The following is a 26,917-nucleotide window of genomic DNA, read 5'->3' as shown; positions in this document are numbered from 1 at the left end:
AGTCGGGAATCAGCTGGCGTATGCGCGAAGCCGGTCGGCCCGCTCGCCCTTGCGCAGCTTGGACATGACCTCGCGCTCGATCTGCCGGACCCGCTCGCGCGAGAGCCCGAACAGTTTGCCGATCTGGTCGAGGGTGCGCGGCTGGCCGTCGTCGAGGCCGAAGCGCAGCCGGATGACCTGTTGTTCCCGCTCGTCGAGGGTGGCGAGCACGGAACGCACGTCGTGGTGCAGCAGTCCGGCGATGACGGCGGATTCGGCCGAGGTGGCCTCGGAATCCTCGATGAAATCGCCGAGCGGGGCCTCTTCGTCGTTGCCGACCGGCATATCCAGGCTCACCGGGTCGCGGCTGTGGTCGAGCAGATCGGAGATCTTGTCGACCGGGATGCCGGACTCGTTGGCCAGTTCCTCGTCGGTGGCCTCGCGGCCGAGCTGCTGATGCAGTTCACGCTTGATCCGCGCGAGCTTGTTCACCTGTTCCACCAGGTGGACGGGCAGGCGGATGGTGCGGCTCTGGTCGGCCATACCGCGGGTGATGGCCTGACGGATCCACCAGGTGGCGTACGTGGAGAACTTGAAACCCTTGGTGTAGTCGAACTTCTCCATGGCCCGGATGAGGCCGAGGTTGCCTTCCTGGATGAGGTCCAGCAGCGGCATGCCGCGGCCGGTGTAGCGCTTGGCGAGCGAGACCACGAGGCGGAGGTTGGCTTCCAGCAGGTGCGATCGCGCGGCCTGGCCCTCGCGGACCAGCAGCGCCAGATCCCGTTTGCGGGTCGCCGACAGCCGTTTGCCGGTTTCCAGCAGGTACTGGGCGTAGAGACCCGCCTCGATGCGCTTGGCCAGCTCGACCTCGTCGGCGGCCGTGAGCAGTGCGGTGCGGCCGATCCCGTTCAGGTACACCCGTACCAGGTCGGCGGCAGGGCTCTGGGCGTCGAGGTCCGATTCGCTGGTGCGCACACGAGTGGTGGCGGGGCTTGTCATGACTTGCCTCCTGTCGGTGGTGTCTCACTCCGAACAACGGACCCGACACGGAGAAAGTTCCCGTTGGCAGCTTCGGTAAACCGCTCTGAACTGCGGTTTTCGTCACTACCGTCTGAGAAGTTCCTGAGAAGTAAGACATGCCGGAACACCGGACCGCCGATGCGTTCGCCGAATGGCGTTTTGTTGCCGAGCCGTTACGCGGGGTGGATCAAACCGTGTCGTACCAGCCCCGTGACGACGCCGAGCGCATCGGCCGCGAATTCGGCCGTCACCTCGGCGGATCCGCTTGCCAGGGCCAGCAATTCGATCAGTTCGTACAACGGCAGTCCGTCCGGCCGCATTCCCGCCAGCAGCGAGATGGTCGATTCGTCCACCTCGTGCTGCCAGCGCGGGCCGTCGCCGCGGTGCAGGCGGGCCACCTCCTGCGCCCAACCCTCCGCGCCCGGTAGGAAGACCCGCTCCAGCGCCGTCGCCCGGTCGACGACGAAACGCGAACGCCACGCCAGGGTTTCGTCATCGGCGACGGCGCGCAGCCACGCGGAGCGCTCGAAATACTTGGTCGCCTCACCGCCCAGCGGGTCGTCGAATCCGTGGGTCAGATCCTCGGCGAGCAGTTCGGTGGGGCCGTCGATGGCGCGCAGATAGACGAAGCCGAAGCCGATCCCCTCGACATCGGCGGCGGTGAAGGCGTCCAGCCACTGTTCGGCACGGGCCTGTGCGGCGGGGTCGCGCGGATCGAGGCCCGCGTCGCGCAGCCAGGTTCCGACGTACAGCGCCGGGTCCGCGACGTCGCGCTGCACCACCCAGGCGTCGACGCCGTACGCGGGCAGCCATGACGAGACCCGGTGCCGCCAGTCCGCGCCGTCCACGTGCACCCAGGCCGCCAGCATTGCGGCGGTGCCGCCCGGCGCGAGCAGGTCCGGCGCGGTGGAGATGACCAGTTCGCTCGCGCCGTCCAGGGCCAGTCCGGAATCGCGATAGGTGTGTTCGACGCGGGCCGGGCCGACCACGAACGGGGGATTGGCCACCACCTGATCGAAGCGCCGGCCCGCGACCGGTTCGAACCAGGAGCCCGCGAGCAGTTCCAGATCGATCTCGTTGAGCGCCGCGGTCGCCTCCGCCAGCCACAGCGCGCGCCGGTTCACATCGGTCCCGGTGACGGATTTCGCATAGGAGGCCGCATGCACCGCCTGCACCCCGCACCCGGTGCCGAGATCGAGAACGGAACCCACCAGCTCGGTCGGGGTGGCGCGCAGCAGGGACAGCGAGGCGTGCCCGACGCCGAGCACATGGTCCTCGGTGAGGGTGCGCCTGCGCATCGAATCGTCCAGATCCGACAGGATCCACCGGGTGCCCGCGCCGAGGTCCAGCGGCCGCAGGTCCAGCGCCGCACGCAGTTCGGCGCCGGATCGGTCCAGCAGTCCGGCCGCGACCGCGCGATCGATATCGACGGGCGCGAGCGCGGCCGCCACGTCCCGCTCCGGCAGCGCGTCGCCCAACAGCAGCAGGCGGATCAGCGTGCCGAGCTCACCGGCCCGCGCGGCCGCGCGCCGCACCGGTACCGGCTCCGAACGGCCAAGTGCCGCATGCACATCCGCGCCGAGCACGGCGAGCAGCGTATCCGCGTCGTAGCCGGTGCGGAGCAATGCGGCCCGCAGATCGGGGCACAGCGTGGTGAGCAGGGTCGTCCGGTCGGTATGCACCCGACAACTCTGCCACCGCTACCACCCAGCATCCGCCCCGCCCCGCCGTCACATGTCGAACGGAAGCAACTGAAACGCCGGACCGTGGTCGAGCGGTTGCACCGTCCGGAAGTGACGCTCGTCCAGCGTGAACATCCGGACGTCCCGAAACGTTCGGCCGGCACGACATTCATGCATTGGATCGATTGTGGCCACGATCAGGTGGTGTGGTCGATTTTCAGCCCGCCCGGTTGAGGTGGGGCATTCGGTCCGGGGCGCGGAAGGTCTTGCGGTAGGCCAGTGGGGCGATGCCGAGGTCGGCGCGCATGTGGTGGCGCAGGGAGGCGGCGGTGCCGATGCCCGCGGATTGCGCGACGGCCTCGACCGGGAGGTCGGTGGTTTCCAGTAGGTGGCGGGCGTGGCGAAGGCGCTGTTGGAGCAGCCAGGTGCCGGGGGCGAGGCCGGTCTCGGCCTTGAAGCGGCGGGTGAAGGTGCGCACGCTCATCCGGGCATGGGCGGCAAGGGTATTCAGGTCGAGGTCGCGTTCCAGGTGATGTAGGGCCCACGCACGGGTCGGCGCGGTGCCGTCCGAACCCGGTTCCGGCACTTGACGTTCGATGAACTGCGACTGGCCGCCCTCGCGCCACGGCGGGACGACGCAGTAGCGCGCCGCGCGATTGGCCACCTCGCTGCCGTGCTCGGCCCGCACGATGTGCAGGCACACGTCGATACCGGCCGCCAAACCCGCTGAGGTGCAGATGTTTCCGTCCTCGACGAAGAGCAGGTCCTCGTCCAGCCGCACCCGGGGATACAGCGCGCGGAAGCGGTCGGCGTATTTCCAGTGCGTCGTCGCGCGGCGGCCGTCGAGCAGTCCCGCGGCCGCGAGGACGAACGCGCCGGTGCAGATCGAGATGATCCTGGCATCGGACCGGATGAGCGCGAGCGCCGCGGTGAGCTCCGGCGGGATGGCGCCGTGATGGAACGGGCCGGGCAGATTGTTGCCCGCGACGATCACGATATCGGCGCGGGCGAGCAGTTCCGGTCCGCATTCGGGAATGACGGTGTAGCCCTGGGTCGTCGGCACCGGGTCGGAGTTCATACCGCAGACGCGCACGTCGTAGAGCGATTCGCCGTCGGCGTCGACCGCGGCGCCGAGCACGGTCGGCGGGATCGCCATATCGAAGCCGACCACCGACGGCAGCGCGAGCACGGCGACCAGATGCTTGCCGGTGCCCGCCATCAGTCGGCACCGTGGACGACGTGCGGGTCGCGCCCGGTCAGGCAGTAGGGCGCGCCCGTCGGATCGGCCATCACCATCCAGTGGGCGCCCTGCTGGACCCGTTGTGCGCCAAGGCTTTCGTGCCAGGCCGCCTGTGCCGCGATATCCGTGCACGCGATATCGATGTGGGCGCTGGACCGCCGGTCCTCACCTATGCGCTGCAACAGGATTCGCAGCGGCTGCGGGCTGCGCGGGGTGAGGCGCAGGAATTCGGGCTCGGTCGCGGGTTCGAGCCGCCAGCCGGTCAGGTCCGCCCAGAACCGCGCCTCGTCGTCGAAGCCGGTGGGGCCGATATCGATACAGACCTGATCGAGTTTGCCGCGGGTGCCGTCCGGCGCGGCGACCGGTGCCGGGATCTCGTGCCCATCGCCGCCACCGTGCATACAGAACGCCAGACCCTGCGGTGAAGTCAGCACCACCAGACCGGGTTCCTCGGCAACGACTTTCGCGCCGAGCCGCTCGGCGTGGTCGGCCGCGGCCCTGGCATCGGCGACGCCGAAATCCAGGTGTACCCCGCCGCGGTCGCCGACGGCCTGCGCCTTGACGTAGGCGTCGCCGGATTCCGGTAGCAGCGTGACGAATTGGTCGTGCGCACCGCGCCGGGGCGAGAGCCGGGTGTGGGTGACGGTGGTCCAGAAGTCGAGCGCCTCGTCGAACCGATCGGCCGGGCGATCGAGAAATGCCCAGAGCCACCGAATCATGCTGCCCTCCCGAAGTTTGTATATGGCTAGATCTTTACGCATTGTGGCATTCAGGCCACTCGATCGGAAGATCCTTTTCCTGCACGCTGCTGAGGTGACTGAATTGCAGAGCAGGGGCGCGTCGGTGCGTAATGCCGTGGAACCACCAATAAGCCCACCCCGCAACAGTTTTCGTATGCCGCATCCGGCGTGGACGGTGGCGGCGGTCGGCTTCGTCGCACTGCTCGGCGCGGCGGGCTTCCGCTCGGTGCCCAGCGTGCTCATGGACCCGCTGCACGAGGAGTTCGGCTGGTCGCACGGCACCATCGGCAGTGCCGTCTCGCTGAATCTCGTGCTGTACGGCCTTATTTCGCCGTTCGCGGCGGCGCTGATGGACCGGTTCGGCATCCGCAAGGTAGTGGCGGGTGCGCTGGTGCTCGTCGCGGCGGGCAGCGGGCTGACGGTGTTCATGACCCAGCCGTGGCATCTGGTGCTGACCTGGGGCCTGCTGGTGGGGGTCGGCGTCGGCTCGATGTCGATGCCGTTCGTGGCCACCATCACCGGGCGCTGGTTCGTCCGGCATCGCGGGCTCGTCACCGGGCTGCTCACGGCCGCGGGGACCACCGGGCAGCTGATCTTCCTGCCGCTGGTCTCGTCGGTGGCGCACGATCACGGTTGGCGGTTGCCATCGCTCATCGTGGCGAGTATCGCGCTGGCCGTCGTGCCGCTCGTACTGCTGTTCATTCGCGACTTCCCCAGTGACGCAGGCGTTTCCGCGTACGGGGCGGAGCCGGGCAGTACGGTCGGCGTCCGCGTCGCCGCCGCGGGCGGTGCGGCCCGGGCGATCACCGTGCTGGCCACCGTGGCGCGCAAACCCGGATTCTGGCTGCTGGCAGGTGGTTTCGCGATCTGCGGCGCCTCGACGAACGGTCTGGTCGGCACCCATTTCGTCAGTGCCGCACACGATCACGGCATGCCGACGACCACCGCCGCCGGATTGCTCGCGACCGTCGGCATCTTCGACATCGCGGGCACCGTATTCTCCGGTTGGCTCACCGATCGCGTCGACCCTCGCTATCTACTGGTCGGCTATTACACACTGCGCGGGCTTTCGCTGCTGATCCTGCCCTCGCTGCTGGCGCCGCACACGGAGCCGAGCATGTGGGTCTTCATCATCTTCTACGGTCTGGACTGGATCGCCACCGTGCCGCCGACGGTGATGCTGTGCCGCGAACTGTTCGGTGACGACGGTCCCGTCGCCTTCGGCTGGGTCTTCGCCTCCCACCAGGTCGGTGCGGCGATCGCCGCGACCGGCACCGGTGTCATCCGCGATATGCAGGGCAGTTACGACCTGGCCTGGTATCTCGCCGGTGCGCTGTGCGGCACGGCCGCGGTGATGTCGATCGTCATCCGGCGTTTGCCGCACGCGCTCGCAGCCTGATCGCGGCTGAACCCATCCGATCGTGCTCGGTCCGCGGGTTCGGGGACGACCCGCGGCTCGGCACGGAATCGCCTGTGGAGGGGATGGGCCGATTCCGCTGTGGCGGAACGAATTCCGTCACAGGATGCCGCACCCCGATCCTGGATTCGCGATCTGCGTGCAGGTCACGACCCGCGGAACGGGGTGCGGCCCGGTCTATTTCGCGCGAACTATCCGTCGATCGCGTTGTGCGGGCGGGATTCCAGCGCGGGGCGCGGCCGATCCCAGCGCGACGGTTCGTCCTTGCGGCGGGGCGGGCGGTCGTTGGCGATCAGCACCGCGATCCACGGCAGCGGGATGGAGACGCCGATGATCAGCAGCGATATCAGCGCGCTGCCCCACACGCTGTACGCGACCGCCGCCAACAGCAGGCACGGGATCCGGAACGCCATGATGATGGTGTAGCGGCGCACCCGCGACCGGTGCTGGTCCTCCAATGACGACTGCGCGTCGGTGATCAGGACCGGACGGTCGTCGTCGCTGCCCGGAAAGTAACCCTTGGAACTGGGCCGCTCGGGCATCGTGACGTCCGGGCGGTCGCCCGCACCGAGATCGTCGGCGCCGGAGGACTCGCCGTGCTGCTGCATATCCCTGAGTCTTCCACTCCCGGCCGATCAGCGCACATACCGTGGTCAGCCCGCCGCGGGGGTGATGGGGCATCATGGATCCGTGAGCACAGACACTCTCGTTCGTCCTGATACGACCACCGACGAGTCGACCGGTGACGACACCCCGAAGTTCTTCCATTACGTCAAGAAGGACAAGATCGCCGAAAGTGCCGTGATGGGCACCATGGTGGTCGCCCTCTGCGGCGAGGTGTTCCCGGTGACACGGTCCCCGAAGCCCGGCTCCCCGGTCTGCCCGGAGTGCAAGAAGGTCTACGAAGGGCTGCGCAAGGGCGAGTGATCCGGCCCCGCCGGTGATCGTTTCCATATGAGGCGGGCGCTGCCTCGTCGGCGCCCGGCATGCCGTGCTGCGCCGAGCCGTCGGCGCGCGGGATTCACTTGCGCAGGCGATGGCCTTCGCCGCCGACCTTTGCCGCCGCGGTGATGTTCGCCGGTTCGATGCGGTTCGCGTCGTTTCGGTCCGCGTCACCCGCCGCGGCGGCGGCATCCACAGCGCCCTTTTCCGGCGAATCCGGTTGTGCCTCATCCGGTTCCGGGTCATCGCCGAGTACCTGCCCGACGATCCAGTCGCGTACCTGCGTCATCCGGGTGGTGCGGGCGGGCCACAGCTCCTGCACGGCGGCATTGAATTCGGCGCCGAGGATGATGGCGAAGCCGAGGAAGAACGTGAACAGCAGGAAGGCGATGGGCGCCGCCAGCGCCCCGTAGCTGACGCCGGTCGCGGTGACCCAGCTCAGATACCGGCGCAGTCCGTCGCTGGCCGCCATGAAGAACACGCCGGCCACCAGCGCGCCGAGGAACAGCCGGTGCCATGGCAGCGAGGTGTGCAGCGCCAGTTTGTACAGGGTGGCGAGCGCGACGATGAGCAGCAGCCCTACGCCGGGATAGTAGAACGCGTCGAGCAGCGCCAAACCCGTTGCGCGCCAAGGTGCGGGCAGTATCCGCCCGATCAGCTGCGGGCCCAGCGCGACCAGCGGCAGGATGAATACGGACGCCACCAGGAAACCGAGATACAGCAGCAGCGCGAAGATCCGCTGCCACACCGGATGCCGGGCGTCCTGTTGATCGTGTGCCTCGACGATCGAATCGACGAAGGTGGCCATCGCCGAGGATCCGGCCCACAGTGACAGCACGAAACCCACCGAGACCACCGCGCCGCGCCCGCGGCCGAGCACATCGTGCACGGTCGGTTCGATCAGGTCGGTGACCACCTGCTGACTGAACAGGTCTCGGCTGAAGTTGACGATCTTGGACTGCACGATATCGACGGTGTCCGGCCCGAACCAGCCGCCCACATAGCCGAGGCTGCCGAGCAGGCCCAGCAGCAGCGGCGCCAGCGAGAGCGTCTGCCAGAAGGCCGCGGCCGCCGACTTCGCGAAAATCGAATCGTCCCAAGCCTTTTTGGCGACCAGCACGATCAGGGTGCGCAGTTGGCGTCCGGTGCGCAGCACCCATGCCTTGATGCGGGGGTCCGCGCCTCGGCCCGGTGCGTCGTGCGGGCGGCGTGCGGGATCCGCGCCATCCGATGGCGGCGGGTCGGCGCCCGGGGGCGGAGGTTCGGCGTTCATGGTGCCTACAGCATCGCGCACCTGGGTGTTCGACACCGCGCCGACCTGGAATCGTGTCGGCGAACACGGGGTGTCGCGCGATGGACGACGGCACAACTGTGTGACGAGTGTCGCGTGCACCGCGTCGGTTTGGCGACACGCCGGTCCCGGCCGCTAGGGTCTTCTGCGTGACTGGGTCGGGTGGCGCCGCTGCGGCGGGAGAGGCAACGCCGAGCGGCGCCGGGTCAACCGGGGGCGGCGCGGCGACCGGCGGGTCGCTACGCGCCTGGCAGCGCCGGGCACTCACCAAATATCTCGCGACCAAGCCCCGCGATTTCCTCGCGGTGGCCACCCCGGGCGCCGGTAAAACGACCTTCGCGCTGCGGGTGGCGGCCGAACTGCTCGCCGACCGCACGGTGGACCAGATCACCGTCGTCGCGCCCACCGAACACCTGAAGCACCAGTGGGCGGAGTCCGCGGCCCGCTCCGGTATCCAACTGGACTCCAAATTCTCCAACGCCACCGGTGGCACCTCCGGCGATTATCACGGCGTCGTCGTCACCTACGCGCAGGTCGCCTCGCATCCGGCGCGGCACCGGGTCCGCACCGAAAGACGCAGGACCCTGGTCATACTCGACGAGATCCACCACGCGGGCGATGCGAAGAGCTGGGGTGAGGCCACCGCCGACGCGTTCGGTGACGCGACCCGCCGCCTGGCGCTGACCGGAACCCCGTTCCGCTCCGACGACAGCCAGATCCCGTTCGTCACCTACGAACCCGGCGAGCACGGTCTGCCGCAGTCGAAGGCAGACCACACCTACGGATATGCCGAGGCGCTGGCCGACGGCGTCGTGCGGCCGGTGGTCTTCCTCGCGTATTCCGGTGAGGCGCACTGGCGCGACAGCGCGGGCGAGGAGTACTCGGCCCGCCTGGGCGAGCCGCTGAACGCCGAACAGACCGCACGCGCCTGGCGCACCGCGCTCGACCCGGCGGGCGACTGGATCTCCGCGGTGCTGCGGGCCGCCGATATCCGGCTGCGCCAGAAGCGCGCCTCCGGCATGCCCGACGCGGGCGGCCTGGTGATCGCCACCGATCAGGACCGCGCCCGCGACTATGCCGAACTGCTGGAACACATTTCGGGTGAGCGACCGGCCCTGGTGCTCTCCGACGATCCGGCGTCCTCGGAGCGGATCGCCGAGTTCAGCAAGAACACCCAGCCGTGGATGGTGGCGGTGCGCATGGTGTCCGAGGGCGTCGACGTGCCGCGTCTCGCGGTCGGCGTCTACGCGACGAGCGCATCCACCCCGCTGTACTTCGCCCAGGCGATCGGGCGTTTCGTGCGTGCCCGCAAACCCGGTGAGACGGCGAGCGTCTTCCTACCGTCGGTGCCCGTGCTGCTGGATCTGGCCGCGCAGCTGGAGGTGCAGCGCGACCACATCATCGGCAAGCCGCACCGCGAGAAGAACGAGCTCGACGACGAACTTCTCATCGATGCGAACAAGCAGAAGGACGAGCCGGGCGAGGAGGAGCGATCCTTCGTCGCACTGGCCGCCGACGCCGAACTGGATCAGGTGATCTACGAGGGATCGTCCTTCGGCACCGCCACTTTCGCGGGCAGCGACGAGGAGGCCGACTACCTCGGCATCCCCGGGCTGCTCGATGCCGATCAGATGCGGCAGCTGCTGCGCGACCGGCAGGCGCGCCAGATCGCCGAGCGCGGTGAGCCGAAATCCGAGGCGTCGCCGCAGGTGGCCACGGCCGCCGAGCGGGTGGCCACCGCCGACCGGCTCGGTGAGCTACGCCGCGAATTGAACAGCCTGGTCGCCATGCATCATCACCGCACCGGTAAGCCGCACGGTGTCATCCACGGTGAGCTGCGGCGCGAATGTGGCGGTCCGCCAACGGCATTGGCCACCGCCGATCAGCTCACCGAGCGGATCGCGGCGCTGCGACGCAAGTAGGTTCCGGCCAGGCGAGCATGGCCTGATCGATGGACCGGTTGAGCTCTTCGGCGGTCGCCCCGTCGCGGGCCTGGATCGAAAGTCCGTACAGCACAGTGGTGTAGAAGACGGCCAGGGCCGCGGTGTCGGTGCCCGCGCGCAGATCGCCTTCCGCCACACCGCGATCAAGGCGTTCGCGCACGCTTTCGGTTGTCGCCCTGCGTTTCTCGGCGAGGAAATCGCGAATGTTCGTATTGCGGGTGGTGTATGTGGAACCCGCCAGCACGACCATGCAGCCGCGCGGCGTATCCGATCGGGTGTACGCGGCGGCATTGTCGCGCAGCATCGCCTCGATGGCGGCGCGGGCGGTGGGTTCCTCGCGCAGCGCGCGCTCGGTATAACTGCCCCCGGTTCGCCGGTAGAGCTCGATCGCCGCCTTGAACAGCGCCTCCTTGCAGCCGAATGCCGCGTACAGGCTGGGGGAGTTGATGCCCATCGCGCCGGTGAGGTCGCCCATCGACGCACCTTCGTAGCCGTGCTCCCAGAACACCTCCATCGCGCGGCGCAGTGCGTCGTCGCGATCGAAGGCCCTCGGGCGTCCGCGTTCGGCCATGGTCGGCTCCATTTCTGTGTCGATCGTTAAATATACCTCTTGACGCCGCGGCCCGGTCTGCGCTTAGGTATTTATGTATTGATCGACACAAAAAATAGAGGAGCTCACGATGACGGATCTGACCGGTAAAGCGGCGCTGGTGACCGGCGGCAGCCGGGGGATCGGGGCGGCCATCGCCCGCGGGCTGGCGGCGGCGGGCGCCGATGTGGCGATCACCTATCAGCACGCCGCCGAGCAGGCGAAATCCGTTGCCGCCGAGGTGGAATCGCTCGGACGGCGGGCCGTCGCGCTACAAGCCGACAGCGCCGACGCCGCGGCCGTCAAGCAAGCCGTCGACGCGGCCGCGGCGGCATTCGGCAGGCTCGACGTGCTGGTCAACAACGCGGGCATCTGGACGGCCAAACCGTTCGAGGAGTTCACCGTCGCCGAGATCGACAACGCGCTCGCCATCCACGCCAAGGCCGCATTCGTCGGTGCGCAGGCGGCGGTCGCGCATATGACCGACGGCGGCCGGATCATCAGCATCGGCACCAACCTGTCCGAGCGCGCGGCCTTCGGCGGACTCGCGCTATACAACCTCAGCAAATCCGCGCTCAACGGATTCACCAAAGCCCTTGCCCGCGAACTGGGTCCGCGTCAAATCACGGTGAACCTGGTGCAGCCCGGCTCGACCGACACCGATATGAACCCGGCCGACGGCGCACACGCCGCGCACCAGGTCGGCCTCACCGCCCTCGGCCGTTTCGGCTCCGTCGACGACATCGCCGCCACCGTCACCTTCCTCGCCGGCCCGACCGGCCGCAGCATCACCGGCGCCACCATCACCGTCGACAGCGGCACCAACGCCTGAAGTCGCGCCGCCCGGCGGTCCGAAACGCCGGGCGGCACACCCGTTCACGGAGCTCGTAAGCAGCTGTCGCACACCACAATTCGCATCATTCCGGCCGATGACATGCCAGCCGGGTCGACGAGACGCGCTTTTCGGTCGGCCCGATCTGCGTGGTCGGCACGACTATCGCGGTGGGTTGATCTTTGCGCCCTCGGCCGGGAGGAGCAGTAGGTTCAGCAGGCCCGCCGATGCGGCCATCAGCAGCGCGGCGTCGAGGTAGTGGCAGGCCATTGCGCCCAGGTAGCTCGGGCCGCCCCAGGCGTTGGCGGTGAAATTCGGGTCCAGGCCGCCGAGGATCTGTTCGCCGATGCGCCAGGGGCTGTAGACCAGGATTGCCATGGGGACGATGCCGACCAGTAGCCGCAGGGCGGCCGTCGGGTGTCGTCGGGTTGCCGCCAGGGTGTGCCGGAGCCGCTGGGCGGCAGGTGATCCGAGTGGTGCGAGTAGCAGACCGGCCGGGCGGGCGGCGCGGCGCGTCACGACAACGACAAGGACCACCGCGAACACGAGCAGCGCGAGGTGCGGCCACCAGGCCGCGGTGCCCGCGACATGCGCTTCCCGATGTGCGGATCGGTTGGCGTAGGAGATGCCGCCCGACACGATGCCTGCGGCGAAGGAAACGACGGCTACCGCGACCAACGGGCCCGACGGGCGTGAACGGGGCGGTCGGACACGGTCGAATCCGGACGAGATGCGCTCGGCGCGTGGAGTTTTCATGCCATCACCCTCCCGTCCGCCGCCCTTCCTCGTCGTCGGCCCGCGGTCGAGAGATGGGCGCCTGTCCTGGTAGGACATCGGGGGCGGCGTCCTACCTCCGGACGACCTCGGAGCTGACCCGCAGGCCGATGCGCGGCCGTGGACGGGACCGCTACGGTCGGCCCATGTCGATCGATTCAGCGCCGGCGCGTCCGTCATCGCCACCGTGGCATCGGCGGCTTGTCACCGGCCACCTGGCGGATTCCGTCGGCCCGGACGCGATCGACGTTGCGATCGCCCTCACCTGTTTCGTGCTGTTCACCGGACCACTGCTGGTCGGCATGACCAGCGGGATCGGATCCACATGGGAGATCGCCGGATTCGGTCTCGCGGCAACCGCCCCGCTGATCGTGCGACGGCGTTGGCCGATGGCCGTGCTCGCGGTGCTGTCTGCCGTGCTGTGTGCGGCGGCGCTGGCCGATGTGCGCTTCACGCCGTGGGTGAGCAATACCGGCCCGGCCGTCGGTATCGCCGTGCTGACCCTCGCCGATCGGCGGCCGCGACGGGAATCCGCGGTCGCGACCGTTATTGCTGTGCTTGCCGTATCTGTTGCCGGAGCGATCGCGTTCAACCTGTATTCGGATCAGGATCAGGATTTCGTGCAGCCATTGATCGCACTGCCCGCGTGGCTGATCGGCGACATGCTCCGGACCCGGCGTGCGTATCGGCACAGCCTTGCCGACCAGGAGCGACAGCGCATCGCGGAGGCCGAACGCCGGATCCGGGCCGAGGAACGGTTGCGGGTATCGCGCGATGTGCACGATCTGATCTCACACACGCTGAGCATGGTGGCCGTCCGATCCGGCGTCGCCCGGTTGCTTGTCGAGGAGAATCCGGGCGAGGCACGCCGGGCACTGAGCGCCATCGAGACCGCCAGCCGGTCCGCGCTGACCCAACTGCGGGCCGTACTGTCGCAGATGCGGGAACCCGGGCAACGCGACGAACCGCTCGAGCCGGGCCTGGCCGAGGTGGCCGGTCTGGTGGACGGGCTGCGGCACGATGGGCTGATGGTGGAGTATCGAGTGCTCGGGACGCCGGCCGACTATCCGGCGCTGTTGCAGACCACGGTGTATCGCATCGTGCAGGAGGCGCTCACCAATGTGATCAAGCACGCGCGCACCGATCGCGCACAGGTAGAAATCCGTCATGCGCCAGCGGAATTGACCGCCTTGATCATCAATGACGGCCCGATCACCGCGGCCGCCGGAATCGATGCCGGCGGTTCGGGTCTCGGCCTGGAGGGTATGCGGGAACGGGTGTCGTTGTTCGGCGGCCGTTTCGAGGCGGGACCGCGCGCGGCGGGCGGATTCGCCGTGACCGCGAGCTTCCCGCTCCATCGGGACCGCCATGTCTGACGCCGCACTCCCGGACCCGATCCGTGTCCTGATCGCCGACGACGAAGCACTGGTGCGCGCGGGTTTCCGGGTTCTGGTCGATTCCGCGCCGGATCTCGTCGTCGTCGGCGAAGCCGGTACCGGCAGTGAGGCGGTCCGGCTGACCCGGCAACTGCGACCCGATGTCGTCCTGATGGATATCCGGATGCCGGTCATGGACGGCCTGGAAGCCATGCGGCACATCGCGGCCGACAGTGCGGAGGGGCCGCACGTGCTCATCGTGACCACCTTCGATCAGGACGAGCATGTCTTCCGGGCGCTGCGCAGCGGGGCGGGCGGCTTCATTCTCAAGGACTCGCCACCCGAGCAACTGCTGCATGCGATCCGCGTGTTGGCCGGCGGCGACGCCCTGCTCGCACCGAGTATCACCCGCCGGATGATCAGCGCGTTCGCCCGCCAGCCCGCCGCACCCGCCGCCCGCTCGAACGCTCTCGCGGCCCTTACCGACCGCGAACGAGAAGTGTTGCGGCACATCGCCGCCGGGCGCTCCAACGCCGAGGTCGGCACCGCACTCCACGTCAGCGTGGCCACCGTCAAGACGCACGTCGGCCGCCTGCTCACCAAACTCGGGGCCCGCGACCGCGCCCAACTCGTCGTCTTCGCCTACGAATCCGGCATGGTGCTGCCCGGTGGCACGGACGGATCCAGCTAGCCGAGAAGCGTTTATGCTGGCCGGGCATGTTCGGCGGCTACACCACACCGCGAGCATCCGGTGCTGCGGCCCGGATGCGTGAGAGGTAGGGCGTCCGTGGCACAACTGGTTTATGGCGTGATCGTGCGGTCGAAGCAGGCGCCGGTCGAGGTGACCCGGATCGAGATCCCGGAACCGGGTCCCCGCGAGGCTGTGGTGCGGATACAGGCGTGTGGGGTGTGCGAGACCGACCTGAACTACCGGGACGGCAAGGTCGGTGACGACTTCCCGTACCTGCTCGGTCATGAAGCCGCCGGTGTGGTGGAGCAGGTCGGTGACGGCGTCGACGAGGTGCGCCGGGGCGAGTTCGTCATCCTGAATTGGCGAGCGGTGTGCGGAACCTGTCGCGCCTGCCGCAAAGGTAAACCGTGGAATTGTCTGTCCCCGTTGACCGCCGCCCAGTCGATGACGCTTCCGGACGGCACCCCGCTCACGCCGGTTCTCGGGGTCGGGGGCCTTGCCGAGAAGACCCTCGTACACGCGGGACAATGCACGAAGATCGATCCGGGGGTCGACCCGGCGGGGGCCGCGCTGCTCGGCTGCGGGATCGCCACCGGGGTCGGCGCTGCCCTGCACACCGGGGCGGTGGAACGGGGCGACAGCGTCGCGGTGTTCGGCTGCGATGGTATCGGTGTCGCGGCGATCGCCGGAGCCCGCCTGGCCGGCGCCGATCCCATCATCGCCGTCGACCGCGTTCAGCGAAATCTGGAGTGGGCGAAGAGTTTCGGTGCGACAGACACCATCGATGCGGATTCCGCGGACGTGCTTTCGCGAATCCGCGCGCTGACCGGCGGTCTCGGCGCGGACGTCGTCATCGACACGACCGCACGAGTCGAGACCTGGAAACAGGCGTTCCGTGCGCGCGGCCCAGCCGGGACGCTCGTCATGCTCGGCTTGCCCGCACCCGGCGAGCAGCTCGACATTCCGCTACACGAGCTACGCGTCCGCGGCGGTTCGATCAAGTCCGCCTGGTACGGCGACACCTTGCCCGCGCGCGACTTCCCAGCCCTGATCGGTTCCTACCGGCAGGGCTTGCTCGACCTGGATGCCTTTGTCACCGAAACGATTTCATTGAGCGAGGTAGAACAAGCGCTGTCGAAGCTGCGCCGACGTGTTGTACTGCGCTCGGTCGTCCGGCCATAGTTCGATGGATTGGCCCTTAGCTCGGGCCATGAGCGCTCTGTCGACACCGCCCATCAGGCGGTGAAGTAACGGCCGGGTGGTGTGCCGACGGTGCGGCGGAAGGCGGCGACGTAGGCGCTGGGGGAGGCGTAGCCGACGCGGGGTGCGATGCGGGCGATCGGCAGGCCCGCGGCGAGCAGGGGGAGTGAGGCGGCGAGGCGGATCTGAGTTCGCCACTGGCCGAACGGGATTCCGGTTTCGGCGACGAAGAGGCGGGCCAGCGTGCGCGGACCGGTGGCGACCGCGGCGGCGAATTCCGACAGGGTGCGCGGATCCGCCGGATCGGCGATCAGGGCGGCGGCGACCTGTTCGGCGCGCGGGTCGGTGGGCGGATGCGCGCCGATCGGGATCACGTCCACCGGCTCGAGCAGATCGAAGATCACCGCCTCGGCGCGGGCGCGGCGGTCGGATGTGGTGCCCGGCGCGCCCAGATGGTCGAACAGTTCGCGCAGCAGCCGGGTGACCCGGATCATCGTCGGCGCGGCGAACGAGACCGGGGTGCGGCCGGGTTCCAGGTAGATGCCGCGCATTTCGGCGCCCTCGGCGGTGCCGGTGCGGTGCGCGGTGCCGCCGGGAATCCACAGCGCCCGCGTCGGCGGCAGCACCCACCGGGATTCCGCCACCTCGACCGCGAGGACTCCTCGTGCGGCCCAGGCGATTTGGTGCTGCGGATGTTCATGAGCGGAAAACCAGTGCCCGGCGGGCAGCACCCCGGCGCCGAACACCATCGCGGTGGCGCCGGGCGGCACCCGATGCACCGGGATCTGGCCGTTTCGCGACACGATTTGTCACCGTAGCTTGTCGCGGCCACCGGTGTCGCGGCCATAGCGTGCGGTCATGGCAATGAACTACTTTCACCGCATCCTCTGCCGCTCCGCGATGTGGGAGCGGGCCAGCGCGACGCGGATCGTCCCGTGGGCGCTGTCCGGTCTCGAACTCGGCGACCAGACTCTGGAGATCGGTCCCGGTTACGGCGCGAACGTGCGCGCCCTCGGCGCGCGCACCGGCTCGCTCACCGGTCTGGAGATCGATCCCGCGCTGGCCGCCCGGCTGCGCACCCGGCACCCGGGCGCCGTCGCCGTCGTCGACGGCGACGGCACCCGAATGCCCTTCCCGCCGAGCGGATTCGACTCCGTCGTCTGCTTCACCATGCTGCATCACGTCCCGACGCCCACCGCGCAGGACGACCTCTTTGCCGAGGCCTTCCGCGTCCTGCGCCCCGGCGGCGTTTTCGCCGGCAGCGACGGGCTCGACAGCCGCATCTTCCGCCTCATCCACCTCGGCGACACCTGCGTACCCGTCCCGCCGGAAACCGCCCCCACCCGCCTCGCCCGAGTGGGTTTCACCGACATCGAAATCGAAACCGGCGAAGGAAGTTTCCGCTTCCGTGCCCGTCGCCCATGACGCGATACCCGTCGATCACCGACGCCGCCTTCGGCTCGGCCGCCGCGATCCGCTCCGATCAGGTCGGTGGATACGGCGTACGGCGCGATTGTGCGGATGTCGCTGTTTCCGAGCATGTTTCGGCTTCCCGCGCTCGCGATATCCAGCGCGGGAAGCCGATCGGAATTGGTCAGCCCAGCGGGACCGCCTCGCCGAAGTACCGGTCCGGGTCGAGGCTGTTGATCGGGACCCACTGCGGCACCTCGACCGTGATGGCCGAATCATCCTGTGCCGCTTCGAAATAGCCCTGGAGTTCGAGGGCCAGTCGGGGGTTCTGGTCGACGCGGCGGGTGATCTCGTAGAGCAGGGCGAGCAGGTGCAGACAGCGCGGATTGCGGGCGGAGCAGGAGCAGTCGGTGCTCGCGATGGCGGGGGCCGGGGAGATATCCGCGTCGCGCAGCATGCGATACATCTCGTCGGTGAGCACCGTGGTGTCCGGGATCAGGGTGGCGATGGTGGTGACGGTGGCGCGGGGCAGCGGCGCGATCTCCAGGTGGGTCACCGACGCCTGGCTGCCGCGATGGATGGTGACCCGCACGATGCGCCCGTCGACTGTCGCGGGCACACCGTTGTTGCGCGCGATGCTGCGGGCTCGGGGCAGCAGCGGATCGGGGCGGTCCTGGCGCAGTGGCTCGGCGAGCCGGAGCCAGTCCTTGCCCCATGCGGTGTAGCCGAAATCGTTGTCCGCCACTAGTTTTCCCGCTTCCGTCGGAGGATCTCGATGAGTTGGGCGTCGTCGAGTCGGGCCAGCGCCGCGATGCCCGCCGTATCGCCGAGGTCGGCCAGCGCGGACTTGCGGTCGTGCATGCCCGCGATATGTTCCTCGACGGTGGTGCTCGAGGTGAGCGTGGTGATGGTGACGGTGCGGGTCTGGCCGATGCGGTGTACCCGATCCGATGCCTGCGCCTCGACTGCCGGATTCCACCAACGGTCGAAGTGGATGACGTCGGCGGCGCGGGTGAGCGTCAAACCGGTGCCCGCCGCCCGCAGGCTGAGCACAAGCACCGGTGGCCCGTCCGGGGATTGGAAGCACCGCACGATCTCGCCCCGCTCGGCCTGGTTCAGCCCGCCGTGGAAGAACGGCGCCCGCACCCCGAACTGTTCGGCGAGGTGCCGGACCAGCAGCTCGCCGGTCTCTCGATATTGGGTGAATATCAGTGTGGGCGAATCGGTTTCGAGATTGGTGGATACGATGTCGGTGCACAGGTCGAGCTTTCCGGAGCGCCCGGCGAGTTCGGTCGTATCCCCGGTGATCAGCCCCGGATGGTTGCAGACCTGTTTGAGCGCGGTGAGCGCGGCGAGTACCCGGCCCTGCCGCTCGATGCCGGAGCCGAAGCCGTCGTCGACGGCGCGGTCGAGCAGTTGATCGTAGAGCTTCTCCTGTTCGGCGGTCAGATCGCAGAGCAGATCGATACCGATCTTCGGCGGCAGCGTGGCCGCGACCTGAAACTTCTTGCGTGCCATCACCACCGGCTCGATCGCGGCGAGCAGCCGCCCGGCCGCGGCCGCCGAGCCCTCGTGGATCGGCCGGGCGAAGCGGCGACGGAACTGTGCGCGGTGCCCGAACAGCCTGGGCGCCACCAGGTTCAGCAGCGCCCACAGCTCTTCGAGGTGGTTCTCGACCGGTGTTCCGGTGAGTGCGATCCGCGCGTCCGTCTGGAGGGCGCGCGCCGCCTTGGACACCTGTGTCCGCGGGTTCTTCAGGGCCTGCGCCTCGTCGAATACGGTTGTGGCCCAATGTCTGCCGCCGAGATCGTCCCCGTGCAGCCGCAGCATCGGATAGCCAGTGACCACCACATCGCCCGCAGCGGCGGCGAGTTCGCCACCGCGCCAGGCGATCACCCGCAGCGTCGGCGCGAACCGAGCCAGCTCGTGACCCCAGTTGCCGACCAGCGAGGTCGGGCAGACCACCAGCTGCGGCCCGTCCGCCGCCCGGCCCACCAGGAATCCGATGGTCTGCAGCGTCTTTCCGAGACCCATCTCGTCGGCGAGCACGGCGCCGCCGTATGCCGCGGTGGTCTCGCGCAACCAGCCGACGCCACGCACCTGGTACGGCCGCAGGTCGGCCCGCAGCGCGGAAGCCAATTCCGATGCCGCCGAACGGGTTTCCCGCAAGATCCGCATCGCCCGCGCGGCCGAGACGATCGCGGTCCCGGTGGCATCGGGTACCGCGTGCGCCGCGATCGGCAGGGCCGCTTCGGATTCCGCCGAATCCGTCAGCAACGCCCGCCAGGCCTGAACCGATCGCGCGGCCCCCACGTCACCGGAGATCGTTTCCCGTGGGGTCGGGAGGGCCTGCGCCGCTGGCGCATCCGCGCTCCTGAGGCGACCGTGGTCGTCGATTATCAAGGCCGCGAAGGTATCCGGGTCGACCAGTGCGCAGTCGACCTCGGCGATCTCGATCGCACCCGCGTCGCCGGTCGGCACGGCCAGCGAGATGGTCGCCGATTCGCCGAGTTCCGGGGCGGGGCCGAGGGCGGTTCCGGTCCATGTCCACAGCGCGAACATGTGCCGGTCGGGCAGGTAGGTGGCTTGTGTCGTTGGCAGAGCGGACCCCTAATATCGACGTATGGTGTACGGAGTATCCTATCAACGTACGCCGTACCGACTTTGTTCCCGAGGGGGCAGCTTGTCCGAATCCGCGGATCCGGCGCGGCAGTTGCTCACGCTGCTGTGGCGGGAATACCTGCCGCCCCGGCGCCGCGGGCGCGGCCCGAAGCAGGCGGTGAGCGTCGACGCGGTGGTCGCCGCCGCGATCGCGCTGGCCGATCGGGACGGCTATGCGAAGGTGTCCATCCGCACGGTCGCCGCCGAACTGGGCCTGCGGCCGATGAGCCTGTACACCTATGTGCCGAGCAAGGAGGCGCTCACCGCCCTGATGGCCGATGCGGTGGCCGAGGCGGACGCGCCGATCCCGCCGGAGCTGCCGGTGCGCGACCGGATGGCGGCCATCGCGCGACAGGTCAGGGCGGAGCTGCTCGCGCATCCCTGGCTGCTGGAGGTTTCGCCGTGGCGGATGGTGCTCGGCCCGGGCCGGATGCGCCGGTACGAGCGACAGCTGGCGGCGCTCGACGGCGCCGGTCTATCCGATCTGGCGATGGACCGGGTGGTCGCGGTGCTCTCGGAGTTCGCGACCGGCAATGCCCGGATGGCGATCGCCGGGTCCCGCGCGACCGCCGAGGTGTCCGATGCCGAGTGGTGGGCCGAGCACGGTCCCACACTCACCGAGCTGATGCCCGCCGACCTCTTTCCGCTCTCGTCCCGCGTCGGCGCCGCGGTCGGGGAGTTCTATCAGGCGCCGGCGGATCCGGCGGGTGCGTTCGAATACGGTCTGGCCCGGCTGCTCGACGGCATCCTCGCCGATACCGGAAGCCGAGCCGTGAACACCGAGCCGTGAAAACCTGGCCGGAAACGCCGACAGCGGGCGACCCGTGTGAGGCCGCCCGCTGTCGCGCGCTGTTCTGTTATCGGATGCTGTTGTAGTAGGACGCGAGGAGTTGGTCAGAGCGCGGGAGCCGACTCCGTGTCGATCACGGCATCGAGCTCACGCAATCGATCCATGTGTTCGTTCGCGTGGTGCTGGCAGAAGAGCAACTCTCCACCCGCGGGCAATACTGCACGCACTCGGGCAGCCGCCCCGCAGCGGTCGCAACGGTCGACCGCGGTCAGTGGGGTGCTTGTCAGGGTTCCTGGCATGACTCCTCCGTCCTGGCTCCCGGCACTCGGGCCGTTTGCCTGGTGTGGGGCCCATGGTCACTCACCATGAGCTCGCTACCGCTACTTCCCAGCAGTGGTATGACTACTCTGTCAGACGTTCGGGACGGGGGCTTTGTTCCCGCTGGCGATTCTTTGTGTTTTCGCTAACACGACCAGGGATTTCGCTACCGGCGAACATCGCTGGTCAGGTAACGGACACCGTAGGATCACCACCTCGAACTACCGATCCAGTTGTCGTACGGGCAGATTACCCGTGCCCTCCGACACCCACACGCGGGTTCAGCATCTTCTCAGCTCGATACCATAACGGCCCCAGCCGGACTGAGACGCGCCGCGGCGGAACCCCTACGGGGTGAGCCGAATCCGGGGCTCCGCATCGGGACAGTGCCGACACGTGGTCGGTTCGCGCCCGTGTCGATCCCGATGCGGGAACGGTCGCGGGCCGATCCGGGCTTTTCGTCGATATCGGCACGTCAGCTGGGTTGGCGTGCGAATCGGCGATCGGCCGATGTGCCTTCCGTCACATATGTATCGGCCGTGCGGGTGTTGGTGTGACTACCCGGGCCCAACGGATCACAAACCGTCCAGTATCCGATTTGTCCGGAATACCCTCAATTCGAGATGTGATGCATCCCACCCTCCACGGTGCGGACCACGACCCGGGGCGCGCCCGTGTGTGGACACCGAACGGGCGCGCCCCGGGTCGTGATCGACGTGTTACCGAATTCGATAGGGGTTCAGCCGGATTCCCGATCGAGTCGCCGGAATCGGATGTGCTCGAACGCGGTTGGTGTGCGCGAGATCCGGCGAGCAACCCGCGCCGTGGTCGGCTACCTTGGGATTCGATGAACGACGAGCGAACCACCCCGATGCCGGACACGCTGGTGCACATCTGTGCCATGGCGGAGTGGCTGTCCGCGCGACAGACAGGCGAATATCGTCCACCGTCGCTGGACGAGGTCGGGTTCATCCACCTGTCCGCGCCGGAACAGGCGCATCTGCCCGCGAATCGGCTCTTCGCCGGACGCGGCGATCTGGTCCTGCTGCGCCTGGACCCGTCCCGGCTCGGCTCGCCGGTCGAATGGGAGCCCGGCGTGCCGACGGATCCCGAATCGATGCTCTTCCCACACCTTTACGGCCCGCTGCCGGTCGACGCGGTGACCGCGGTGGTCGAATACCGGCCGGGTCCGGACGGCGGCTTCGCCCCGCTCGAGCACTGAGCGCGAAAGCCGAACCGGCCGTTCCGGTTTCCGATGCCCGCGTTTCCGGACTATTTGTCCCGAATCTCGCGTGCCACGATCGCCGCCTGAACCCGTGATCGCACACCGAGTTTCGTCAACACCCGGGACACATGCGTCTTCACCGTCGTCTCACCGATGAACAGCCGCTGCGCGATCTGGGCATTGGACAGACCGTCGCCCAGACAGTCCAGCACCTCGCGTTCGCGATCGGTGAGTTCGGTGAGCCCGGCCGGAGCCGGTTCGGCCTGCTCGGCGGGGGCCGTCGCGAATGCGGTGATCACCGCCCGCGTCACCTCCGGGGCCAGCACGCCGTCGCCCGCCGCGACCCGGCGCACCGCGTCGACCAACTCCCGGCCCGACGCCGATTTCAGGATGAATCCCGACGCACCGGCCCGCAGCGTCCGGAAAACGTATTCGTCCAGGTCGAAGGTGGTGAGGATGAGTACGCGGGCCGGTCCCTCCTCGGTGATCCGCTCGGTGGCGCTGATGCCGTCGACGCCGGGCATTCGCACGTCCATCAGCACCACATCGGGGCGCAGCGCCCTGGCCTGCGTCACCGCGATATCGCCGTCGGCGGCCTCGCCGACCACCTCGATATCGTCCTCGGTGTCCAGGATCATCCGCAGCCCGGCTCGGATCGCGCCGTGATCGTCGGCGATCAATACCCGGATCATGCCGTCTCCCTGGCATTTTCATCGGAATCGGCGGTAACCGAAAGCGGCAGTGTCGCGCTCACCCGCCAGACTCCGGAATCCGCCCCGGCCGTGAAGGTTCCGCTCAACGCGGTGGCCCGCTCGCGCATATTCACCAGGCCGTGCCGAGGGCTGTCGCCCGGTCTATCGCGCACCGCGCCAAGGGGATTGCGCACCGTCAGGGTCAAAGTCGAATCCTCCGTCCGGATATCGATGTCCACCGGGCTGCCCGGCGCGTGTTTCATGGCGTTGGTCAACGCCTCCTGAATGATCCGGTACGCGGCCTGATCCACCGCGCGCGGCGGTGCGACGGTGGCCGGATCGCGGTGGATCCGCACGGCGACGCCCGCCGACCGCGCCGCGTCCACCAGGATCGGCAGCTGGTCCAGCCCGCGCGGCGCGGCGATGTCCTCGCCGCCGTCGTCGCTGCGCAGCAGCCCGATCATGGTGCGCATCTCCTGCAGCGCGCCGACGCTGTTGGCGCGGATCGCCCCGAGGATGCCCGCCATCTTCGGATCCACGTCGATGCGGGCCAGCACGCCAAGCGCCGCCTCGGACTGGATGGCTATCGCCGACAGATGCCCGGCGATCACGTCGTGCAGGTCGCGGGCCATCGTCTTGCGCTCGTCGGCGATGGCGGCGCGCCGGTCCAATTCGGCGATCGTGGTCATGGCCTGTAGCCGGGCCCTTTCGGCATCGGCGACCTCCTTGTGCGTGCGCACCGAATTCGCCCACCAGATCGGCGTGCCGACGAAGCTGAACACCGCGATCACCGCCGCCGCGACGGCACGCATATCCTGCGTCAGCACCAGTGTGAGCAGCACCATGGCGCCGGAGAAAATGAACCAGGCCACCGCGACGATCCTGGACGCGCGTGGCCCGGCGTACAGCACGGCCGCGTAGATCAGATCGGCGTAGATGACCCATACCGACACCGTCGGGCCGAGGTAGGTGTCCAGCGCCAACGGGATGAGCCCGCCGAGCATGGCCCACAACGCTTTTCGCCGCCGGAAGAAGGTGGCGACGCAGACCGCGGCCAGAAGGGCGAGCCGCACGGTGAGCGGTATGCCCTCGCCGCGATTGGTCATCGTGGACAGGTGGGCGAGATACAGTGCGGTGCCGCCGAGGAACGTCGCCAGCGCACCAACAGCGTCCCGCGCCGTCTCGGGCAACTCCGACCAATGCCTCACCGCACCATCTCAGCACACCCGGCGCGGCGGGCGGGTCCGCCGAAATGATGAGCGCCCCGAACCGCTGACGTGCGTTTACGCGCCGAATGCCGAACAAAGTAAAGCAACCGTTAGGCGTACCTCCGCCTTCGCTCCGGCCATGCGCGGGCTGCGGACGGCTCCGCCGGCAGCGCCCATTAGGCTGGTTACGTGAACGTCGACGTGACCGCTTTGCCCGGAATTGGTGTGCGGAAGGACTTCCAGGTGCGGTCCGGCCGCCGGATCGGCGTGGTGGACCACCGCGACGGCGCCATCGATCTCATAGTCTCCAAATCCGACGACCCGGATGCCTGCGCCGCACAGATCCAGCTGACCTCCGACGAGGCCGCGGTGCTCGCCAACCTGCTCGGTGCGCCGCAGCTGGTGGCCCAGCTGCGCGAGGACCACCGCGACCTACCCGGGATCACCACCCGCCAGCTACCCATCGCCGAGAGCTCGCCGTATGCGGGACGCACCCTCGGCGAAACCCAGATGCGAACCAGGACAAAGGTATCCATCGTCGCGGTGATGCGCGCCGGGCAGTTGCATCCGTCGCCGGGCCCCGATTTCACCTTCGCCGACGATGATCTGCTCGTGGTGGTCGGCACACCCGACGGACTCGACGCGGCCGCGAAGATCCTGACCCACGGCTGAATCTCGTGCAGGAAACCGCGCTCGCCTTCATAGAGCTCGGAGCGGTCCTCTTCGCCCTCGGAATGATGGGGCGAGTAGCAGGTCGCTTCGGCGTGTCCCCGATTCCGCTCTACCTACTCGGCGGCCTCGCCTTCGGTAAGGGCGGCATCATCGAACTCGACGCCGCCGACCAATTCGCCCATCTCGCGGGCGAAATCGGCGTCGTCCTACTGCTTTTGCTGCTCGGCCTGGAATACACGGCCGCCGAGTTGATGACCGGTCTGCGCCGCTCCTGGGCGGCGGGTCTGGTCGACATCGTCGCCAACGCGACACCGGGAGCGGTGGTCGCGCTGATGCTCGGCTGGGGCCTCAACGGCGCCATCACGATGGCCGGGGTCACCTATATCTCGTCATCCGGGATCGTGGCCAAGGTGCTCAACGATCTCGGGCGGCTCGGTAACCGGGAAACCCCGGTGATCCTGTCGATCCTGGTATTCGAGGATCTGGCGATGGCGGCCTATCTGCCGATCCTCACCACCGTCCTGGCCGGGCTCAGCTTCCTCACCGGGTTGAAGGCGGTGGCCATCGCGCTGGTCACGGTCACCGTGGTGCTCGTGGTGGCGTTGCGGTACGGCCGCTACGTATCCGCGATCGTCGACAGCGCCGACCGCGAGGTGTTCCTGCTCAAGCTGCTCGGCGCGGCGCTGCTGGTGGCCGGCGTCGCCTCCTCGTTGAACGTGTCGGCGGCGGTCGGCGCGTTCCTGCTCGGCATCGCCATCTCCGGTTCGACGGCGCACGAGGCGACGAAACTGCTGGAGCCGCTGCGGGATCTGTTCGCGGCGATCTTCTTCGTCGCCTTCGGTTTCGGCACCGATCCGCGTGCCATACCGCCGGTGCTCGGCTGGGCGGTCGCGCTGGCGATCCTGACCGTGCTGACCAAGACGGCGACCGGATGGTGGGCGGCCAGCAGGCAGGGCATCCGGCGGATGGGCCGGGCCCGCGCGGGCGCCGCGTTGATCGCGCGCGGCGAATTCTCCATCGTCATCGCCGGATTGGCGGTGGCCTCCGGCACCGTCAGCGGTGATCTGGCGGCGCTCGCCTCGGCCTACGTCCTGCTGATGGCGATACTGGGTCCGGTCGCCGCGCGCCTGGTCGAGCCGGTCGTGCAGTTGGCGCAGCGGCGGATACGGCCCACGGTCGATTCCTGACGGGTCGAGCGGCTTCGGCGAGCGGGATAGCCCGGCTCAGCCGGATCCGTTCCTCCCGATGCCGCCCCGCACCGCACCGACGCTGTTCTGATCGAAGTCGTCCGCCGATATCTCGCCGGTCGCGGCCGATGCGCCGTCGCGTGACTGCCTGGCCTCCCGGCGCCGCGCCGCCGCCCGATCGATCCAGTGCCAGAACGTCACCGCCAGCAGCGCGGCGAGGAATCCGATCGCCGCGGCGCTCAGGTGGCCGTAGTTGGTGAAATTCGGTGCGCGCCAGGCGGAGACGACGAGCACGACGAACAGGGTGCCCGCCCAGGCCAGCCGGACCAGCCCGGTGAAGCGGAAGGCGAGCGCGGCGAGCACCGCGGTGAACCCGTAGCTGGTGCCGACATCGGAGGCGTAGCTGATTTTGTGCGGGATCAGGTTCAGCTCGATGGCCCGTGCGATGCCGGTGACGGTGAGCAGCGTCGCGCCGACGTGCCCGGTGGCGAACAGCAGGATCCAGCGGCTGGTGCCGAGCCAGCGTTCGGCGGCGGCCATCACGATGAGAAAGCTGATGATGGTGGTCCACGGGAACCCGCCGTCGGTCCAGAAGGCCGAGGCCACCAGCACCTGAATCGGGTTGTGCCGCATGTTGTAGAGGTTGGTGGACGCGGAGAAGATCAGCCTGCGTTCGATGGCGTCGCCGAGTCCGCGCAGCGTCCACCAGGTGACGAACAGCGTGAACGCGTACGCGGTGCTGGCCGGCGCGGCCGAAAGGTGCGTGCGTATCGCCGGCAGCACCCGGCGCCACAGGGCCGGACGGCGCAGCCATTCCTGCGCGGCCTGCAGCTCCGCACCCAGATCGATGGTCTGGGTCCAGGGAGTCCGAAGCCGTGTCGAAACGGGGGCAACCACTCTGCCAGTGTGCCGTGTTCGCGGCGTCGCGCCACCCTCGACGCGCCTCCGCTGTGTGCCTCGTCACCGACCTGGGACCTCGCCCGTAACGTCGGGTCACGTCCGGGCAACAAACGCCGCGAAGAATTGATCCGATCTTGC

General features: G+C 68.6%; 27 protein-coding genes. 12 read left to right on the top strand and 15 right to left on the bottom strand.

The genetic code is table 11. From position 1 onward, the window contains the following. Nucleotides 1-9: 9 nt before the first annotated feature. From F5544_RS29850 to F5544_RS29835, 4 genes are all read right to left on the bottom strand, one after another. The gene (locus tag F5544_RS29850) at nucleotides 10-978 is read right to left on the bottom strand and encodes a sigma-70 family RNA polymerase sigma factor (protein WP_167476263.1); all 969 of its coding nucleotides are present in this window, start codon (nucleotides 976-978) and stop codon (nucleotides 10-12) included. Between the two features lie 194 nt (nucleotides 979-1,172). Continuing rightward, nucleotides 1,173-2,681: a DUF7059 domain-containing protein gene (locus F5544_RS29845; RefSeq protein WP_167476262.1), complete on the bottom strand. Its 1,509-nt coding sequence runs from the start codon at nucleotides 2,679-2,681 to the stop codon at nucleotides 1,173-1,175. Nucleotides 2,682-2,898: 217 nt separating this feature from the next. After that, nucleotides 2,899-3,900 carry a GlxA family transcriptional regulator gene (locus F5544_RS29840; protein ID WP_167476261.1) on the bottom strand — a complete coding sequence of 334 codons (1,002 nt, stop codon included), beginning with the start codon at nucleotides 3,898-3,900 and terminating at the stop codon, nucleotides 2,899-2,901. Then, the gene (locus F5544_RS29835) at nucleotides 3,900-4,640 is read right to left on the bottom strand and encodes a VOC family protein (RefSeq protein ID WP_167476260.1); all 741 of its coding nucleotides are present in this window, start codon (nucleotides 4,638-4,640) and stop codon (nucleotides 3,900-3,902) included. Before F5544_RS29835 ends, F5544_RS29840 begins: the two co-directional genes overlap by 1 nt. A 175-nt stretch (nucleotides 4,641-4,815) precedes the next feature. On the opposite strand from F5544_RS29835, the gene F5544_RS29830 reads away from it, so the two are divergent. Beyond that, complete coding sequence (locus tag F5544_RS29830; protein WP_174867438.1) at nucleotides 4,816-6,060, top strand: MFS transporter; 1,245 nt, start codon at nucleotides 4,816-4,818, stop codon at nucleotides 6,058-6,060. Nucleotides 6,061-6,269: 209 nt separating this feature from the next. On the opposite strand, the gene F5544_RS29825 is transcribed toward F5544_RS29830, so the two are convergent. Continuing rightward, nucleotides 6,270-6,620, bottom strand: coding sequence for a DUF3099 domain-containing protein (locus tag F5544_RS29825; RefSeq protein WP_225726790.1), 351 nt, complete (start codon nucleotides 6,618-6,620; stop codon nucleotides 6,270-6,272). Between the two features lie 148 nt (nucleotides 6,621-6,768). Between F5544_RS29825 and F5544_RS29820 the strand changes: the two genes are divergently transcribed. After that, on the top strand, nucleotides 6,769-7,005 hold the full coding sequence (locus F5544_RS29820) for a DUF3039 domain-containing protein (RefSeq protein ID WP_167476257.1): 237 nt from the start codon (nucleotides 6,769-6,771) through the stop codon (nucleotides 7,003-7,005). 94 nt (nucleotides 7,006-7,099) lie between these two features. On the opposite strand, the gene F5544_RS29815 is transcribed toward F5544_RS29820, so the two are convergent. Further along, nucleotides 7,100-8,293 carry a YihY/virulence factor BrkB family protein gene (locus F5544_RS29815; RefSeq protein ID WP_167476256.1) on the bottom strand — a complete coding sequence of 398 codons (1,194 nt, stop codon included), beginning with the start codon at nucleotides 8,291-8,293 and terminating at the stop codon, nucleotides 7,100-7,102. A gap of 167 nt (nucleotides 8,294-8,460) precedes the next feature. On the opposite strand from F5544_RS29815, the gene F5544_RS29810 reads away from it, so the two are divergent. After that, complete coding sequence (locus F5544_RS29810; RefSeq protein WP_167476255.1) at nucleotides 8,461-10,233, top strand: DEAD/DEAH box helicase; 1,773 nt, start codon at nucleotides 8,461-8,463, stop codon at nucleotides 10,231-10,233. Here the strand turns inward: F5544_RS29810 and F5544_RS29805 are convergent. After that, complete coding sequence (locus tag F5544_RS29805; RefSeq protein ID WP_167476254.1) at nucleotides 10,199-10,825, bottom strand: TetR/AcrR family transcriptional regulator; 627 nt, start codon at nucleotides 10,823-10,825, stop codon at nucleotides 10,199-10,201. The genes F5544_RS29810 and F5544_RS29805 overlap by 35 nt on opposite strands. A gap of 109 nt (nucleotides 10,826-10,934) precedes the next feature. Here F5544_RS29805 and F5544_RS29800 point away from each other — a divergent pair, with 109 nt between their 5' ends. Beyond that, nucleotides 10,935-11,675, top strand: a complete 741-nt coding sequence (locus tag F5544_RS29800) for an SDR family NAD(P)-dependent oxidoreductase (RefSeq protein ID WP_167476253.1) — start codon at nucleotides 10,935-10,937, stop codon at nucleotides 11,673-11,675. A gap of 162 nt (nucleotides 11,676-11,837) precedes the next feature. Here the strand turns inward: F5544_RS29800 and F5544_RS29795 are convergent, their stop codons facing one another. Then, nucleotides 11,838-12,431 (bottom strand): hypothetical protein, encoded by a 594-nt coding sequence (locus F5544_RS29795; RefSeq protein ID WP_203217375.1) that lies wholly within the window; start codon nucleotides 12,429-12,431, stop codon nucleotides 11,838-11,840. A 164-nt stretch (nucleotides 12,432-12,595) separates the two neighbouring features. Here F5544_RS29795 and F5544_RS29790 point away from each other — a divergent pair, with 164 nt between their 5' ends. The 3 genes from F5544_RS29790 (at nucleotide 12,596) to F5544_RS29780 (ending at nucleotide 15,698) form a co-directional block, all read left to right on the top strand. Further along, nucleotides 12,596-13,825: a sensor histidine kinase gene (locus F5544_RS29790; RefSeq protein WP_167476252.1), complete on the top strand. Its 1,230-nt coding sequence runs from the start codon at nucleotides 12,596-12,598 to the stop codon at nucleotides 13,823-13,825. Beyond that, nucleotides 13,818-14,516, top strand: coding sequence for a response regulator (locus F5544_RS29785; RefSeq protein WP_167476251.1), 699 nt, complete (start codon nucleotides 13,818-13,820; stop codon nucleotides 14,514-14,516). The genes F5544_RS29790 and F5544_RS29785 overlap by 8 nt, the downstream gene beginning before the upstream one ends. Before the next feature lie 96 nt (nucleotides 14,517-14,612). Further along, nucleotides 14,613-15,698 (top strand): S-(hydroxymethyl)mycothiol dehydrogenase, encoded by a 1,086-nt coding sequence (locus tag F5544_RS29780; protein WP_167476250.1) that lies wholly within the window; start codon nucleotides 14,613-14,615, stop codon nucleotides 15,696-15,698. A 53-nt stretch (nucleotides 15,699-15,751) separates the two neighbouring features. Here F5544_RS29780 and F5544_RS29775 read toward each other — a convergent pair whose 3' ends face one another. Beyond that, nucleotides 15,752-16,519, bottom strand: a complete 768-nt coding sequence (locus F5544_RS29775) for an AraC family transcriptional regulator (protein ID WP_238846732.1) — start codon at nucleotides 16,517-16,519, stop codon at nucleotides 15,752-15,754. 55 nt (nucleotides 16,520-16,574) lie between these two features. Between F5544_RS29775 and F5544_RS29770 the strand changes: the two genes are divergently transcribed. Further along, entirely contained in the window at nucleotides 16,575-17,141 is a 567-nt protein-coding gene (locus tag F5544_RS29770; RefSeq protein WP_167476249.1) for a class I SAM-dependent methyltransferase, read from the top strand. A gap of 169 nt (nucleotides 17,142-17,310) precedes the next feature. Here F5544_RS29770 and F5544_RS29765 read toward each other — a convergent pair whose 3' ends face one another. Then, nucleotides 17,311-17,871 carry an SWIM zinc finger family protein gene (locus F5544_RS29765; protein ID WP_167476248.1) on the bottom strand — a complete coding sequence of 187 codons (561 nt, stop codon included), beginning with the start codon at nucleotides 17,869-17,871 and terminating at the stop codon, nucleotides 17,311-17,313. Continuing rightward, nucleotides 17,871-19,688 (bottom strand): DEAD/DEAH box helicase, encoded by a 1,818-nt coding sequence (locus F5544_RS29760; RefSeq protein WP_167476247.1) that lies wholly within the window; start codon nucleotides 19,686-19,688, stop codon nucleotides 17,871-17,873. The genes F5544_RS29765 and F5544_RS29760 overlap by 1 nt, the downstream gene beginning before the upstream one ends. Nucleotides 19,689-19,809: 121 nt before the next feature. On the opposite strand from F5544_RS29760, the gene F5544_RS29755 reads away from it, so the two are divergent. Then, nucleotides 19,810-20,577, top strand: a complete 768-nt coding sequence (locus tag F5544_RS29755) for a TetR/AcrR family transcriptional regulator (RefSeq protein ID WP_238846731.1) — start codon at nucleotides 19,810-19,812, stop codon at nucleotides 20,575-20,577. Between the two features lie 104 nt (nucleotides 20,578-20,681). Here F5544_RS29755 and F5544_RS46650 read toward each other — a convergent pair whose 3' ends face one another. After that, complete coding sequence (locus tag F5544_RS46650) at nucleotides 20,682-20,876, bottom strand: DUF7455 domain-containing protein (RefSeq protein ID WP_036538000.1); 195 nt, start codon at nucleotides 20,874-20,876, stop codon at nucleotides 20,682-20,684. Nucleotides 20,877-21,742: 866 nt separating this feature from the next. Between F5544_RS46650 and F5544_RS29745 the strand changes: the two genes are divergently transcribed. After that, entirely contained in the window at nucleotides 21,743-22,117 is a 375-nt protein-coding gene (locus F5544_RS29745; RefSeq protein ID WP_167476245.1) for a DUF952 domain-containing protein, read from the top strand. Between the two features lie 50 nt (nucleotides 22,118-22,167). Here the strand turns inward: F5544_RS29745 and F5544_RS29740 are convergent, their stop codons facing one another. Both F5544_RS29740 and F5544_RS29735 read right to left on the bottom strand, forming a co-directional pair. Then, entirely contained in the window at nucleotides 22,168-22,812 is a 645-nt protein-coding gene (locus F5544_RS29740) for a response regulator (RefSeq protein ID WP_167476244.1), read from the bottom strand. Continuing rightward, on the bottom strand, nucleotides 22,809-24,020 hold the full coding sequence (locus tag F5544_RS29735) for a sensor histidine kinase (RefSeq protein ID WP_167476243.1): 1,212 nt from the start codon (nucleotides 24,018-24,020) through the stop codon (nucleotides 22,809-22,811). Before F5544_RS29735 ends, F5544_RS29740 begins: the two co-directional genes overlap by 4 nt. A gap of 189 nt (nucleotides 24,021-24,209) precedes the next feature. Here F5544_RS29735 and F5544_RS29730 point away from each other — a divergent pair, with 189 nt between their 5' ends. Together F5544_RS29730 and F5544_RS29725 are read left to right on the top strand one after the other, a co-directional pair. Next, nucleotides 24,210-24,692 (top strand): cation:proton antiporter regulatory subunit, encoded by a 483-nt coding sequence (locus F5544_RS29730; RefSeq protein WP_167476242.1) that lies wholly within the window; start codon nucleotides 24,210-24,212, stop codon nucleotides 24,690-24,692. Nucleotides 24,693-24,697: 5 nt separating this feature from the next. Continuing rightward, the gene (locus F5544_RS29725; RefSeq protein ID WP_167476241.1) at nucleotides 24,698-25,879 is read left to right on the top strand and encodes a cation:proton antiporter; all 1,182 of its coding nucleotides are present in this window, start codon (nucleotides 24,698-24,700) and stop codon (nucleotides 25,877-25,879) included. Nucleotides 25,880-25,915: 36 nt separating this feature from the next. Here the strand turns inward: F5544_RS29725 and F5544_RS29720 are convergent, their stop codons facing one another. After that, on the bottom strand, nucleotides 25,916-26,776 hold the full coding sequence (locus tag F5544_RS29720) for a rhomboid-like protein (RefSeq protein WP_174867436.1): 861 nt from the start codon (nucleotides 26,774-26,776) through the stop codon (nucleotides 25,916-25,918). Nucleotides 26,777-26,917 lie beyond the last annotated feature (141 nt).

Origin of the sequence: Nocardia arthritidis, assembly GCF_011801145.1 — a bacterium.
GTDB classification, from domain to species: Bacteria; Actinomycetota; Actinomycetes; order Mycobacteriales; family Mycobacteriaceae; genus Nocardia; species Nocardia arthritidis_A.
The sequence above is the reverse complement of the archived record's forward strand: the minus strand, read 5'-3'. Positions and strand labels throughout refer to the sequence as shown.

Excerpts from the sequence above, each read along its gene's own strand:
- F5544_RS29760 (WP_167476247.1), bottom strand. The coding sequence starts at position 19,688 with ATGTTCGCGCTGTGGACATGGACCGGAACCGCCCTCGGCCCCGCCCCG.
- F5544_RS29835 (WP_167476260.1), bottom strand. The coding sequence starts at position 4,640 with ATGATTCGGTGGCTCTGGGCATTTCTCGATCGCCCGGCCGATCGGTTC.
- F5544_RS29805 (WP_167476254.1), bottom strand. The coding sequence starts at position 10,825 with ATGGCCGAACGCGGACGCCCGAGGGCCTTCGATCGCGACGACGCACTG.
- F5544_RS29790 (WP_167476252.1), top strand. The coding sequence starts at position 12,596 with ATGTCGATCGATTCAGCGCCGGCGCGTCCGTCATCGCCACCGTGGCAT.
- F5544_RS29815 (WP_167476256.1), bottom strand. The coding sequence starts at position 8,293 with ATGAACGCCGAACCTCCGCCCCCGGGCGCCGACCCGCCGCCATCGGAT.
- F5544_RS29840 (WP_167476261.1), bottom strand. The coding sequence starts at position 3,900 with ATGGCGGGCACCGGCAAGCATCTGGTCGCCGTGCTCGCGCTGCCGTCG.
- F5544_RS29740 (WP_167476244.1), bottom strand. The coding sequence starts at position 22,812 with ATGATCCGGGTATTGATCGCCGACGATCACGGCGCGATCCGAGCCGGG.
- F5544_RS29795 (WP_203217375.1), bottom strand. The coding sequence starts at position 12,431 with ATGAAAACTCCACGCGCCGAGCGCATCTCGTCCGGATTCGACCGTGTC.
- F5544_RS29825 (WP_225726790.1), bottom strand. The coding sequence starts at position 6,620 with ATGCCCGAGCGGCCCAGTTCCAAGGGTTACTTTCCGGGCAGCGACGAC.
- F5544_RS29850 (WP_167476263.1), bottom strand. The coding sequence starts at position 978 with ATGACAAGCCCCGCCACCACTCGTGTGCGCACCAGCGAATCGGACCTC.
- F5544_RS46650 (WP_036538000.1), bottom strand. The coding sequence starts at position 20,876 with ATGCCAGGAACCCTGACAAGCACCCCACTGACCGCGGTCGACCGTTGC.
- F5544_RS29745 (WP_167476245.1), top strand. The coding sequence starts at position 21,743 with ATGAACGACGAGCGAACCACCCCGATGCCGGACACGCTGGTGCACATC.
- F5544_RS29785 (WP_167476251.1), top strand. The coding sequence starts at position 13,818 with ATGTCTGACGCCGCACTCCCGGACCCGATCCGTGTCCTGATCGCCGAC.
- F5544_RS29800 (WP_167476253.1), top strand. The coding sequence starts at position 10,935 with ATGACGGATCTGACCGGTAAAGCGGCGCTGGTGACCGGCGGCAGCCGG.
- F5544_RS29770 (WP_167476249.1), top strand. The coding sequence starts at position 16,575 with ATGGCAATGAACTACTTTCACCGCATCCTCTGCCGCTCCGCGATGTGG.
- F5544_RS29830 (WP_174867438.1), top strand. The coding sequence starts at position 4,816 with ATGCCGCATCCGGCGTGGACGGTGGCGGCGGTCGGCTTCGTCGCACTG.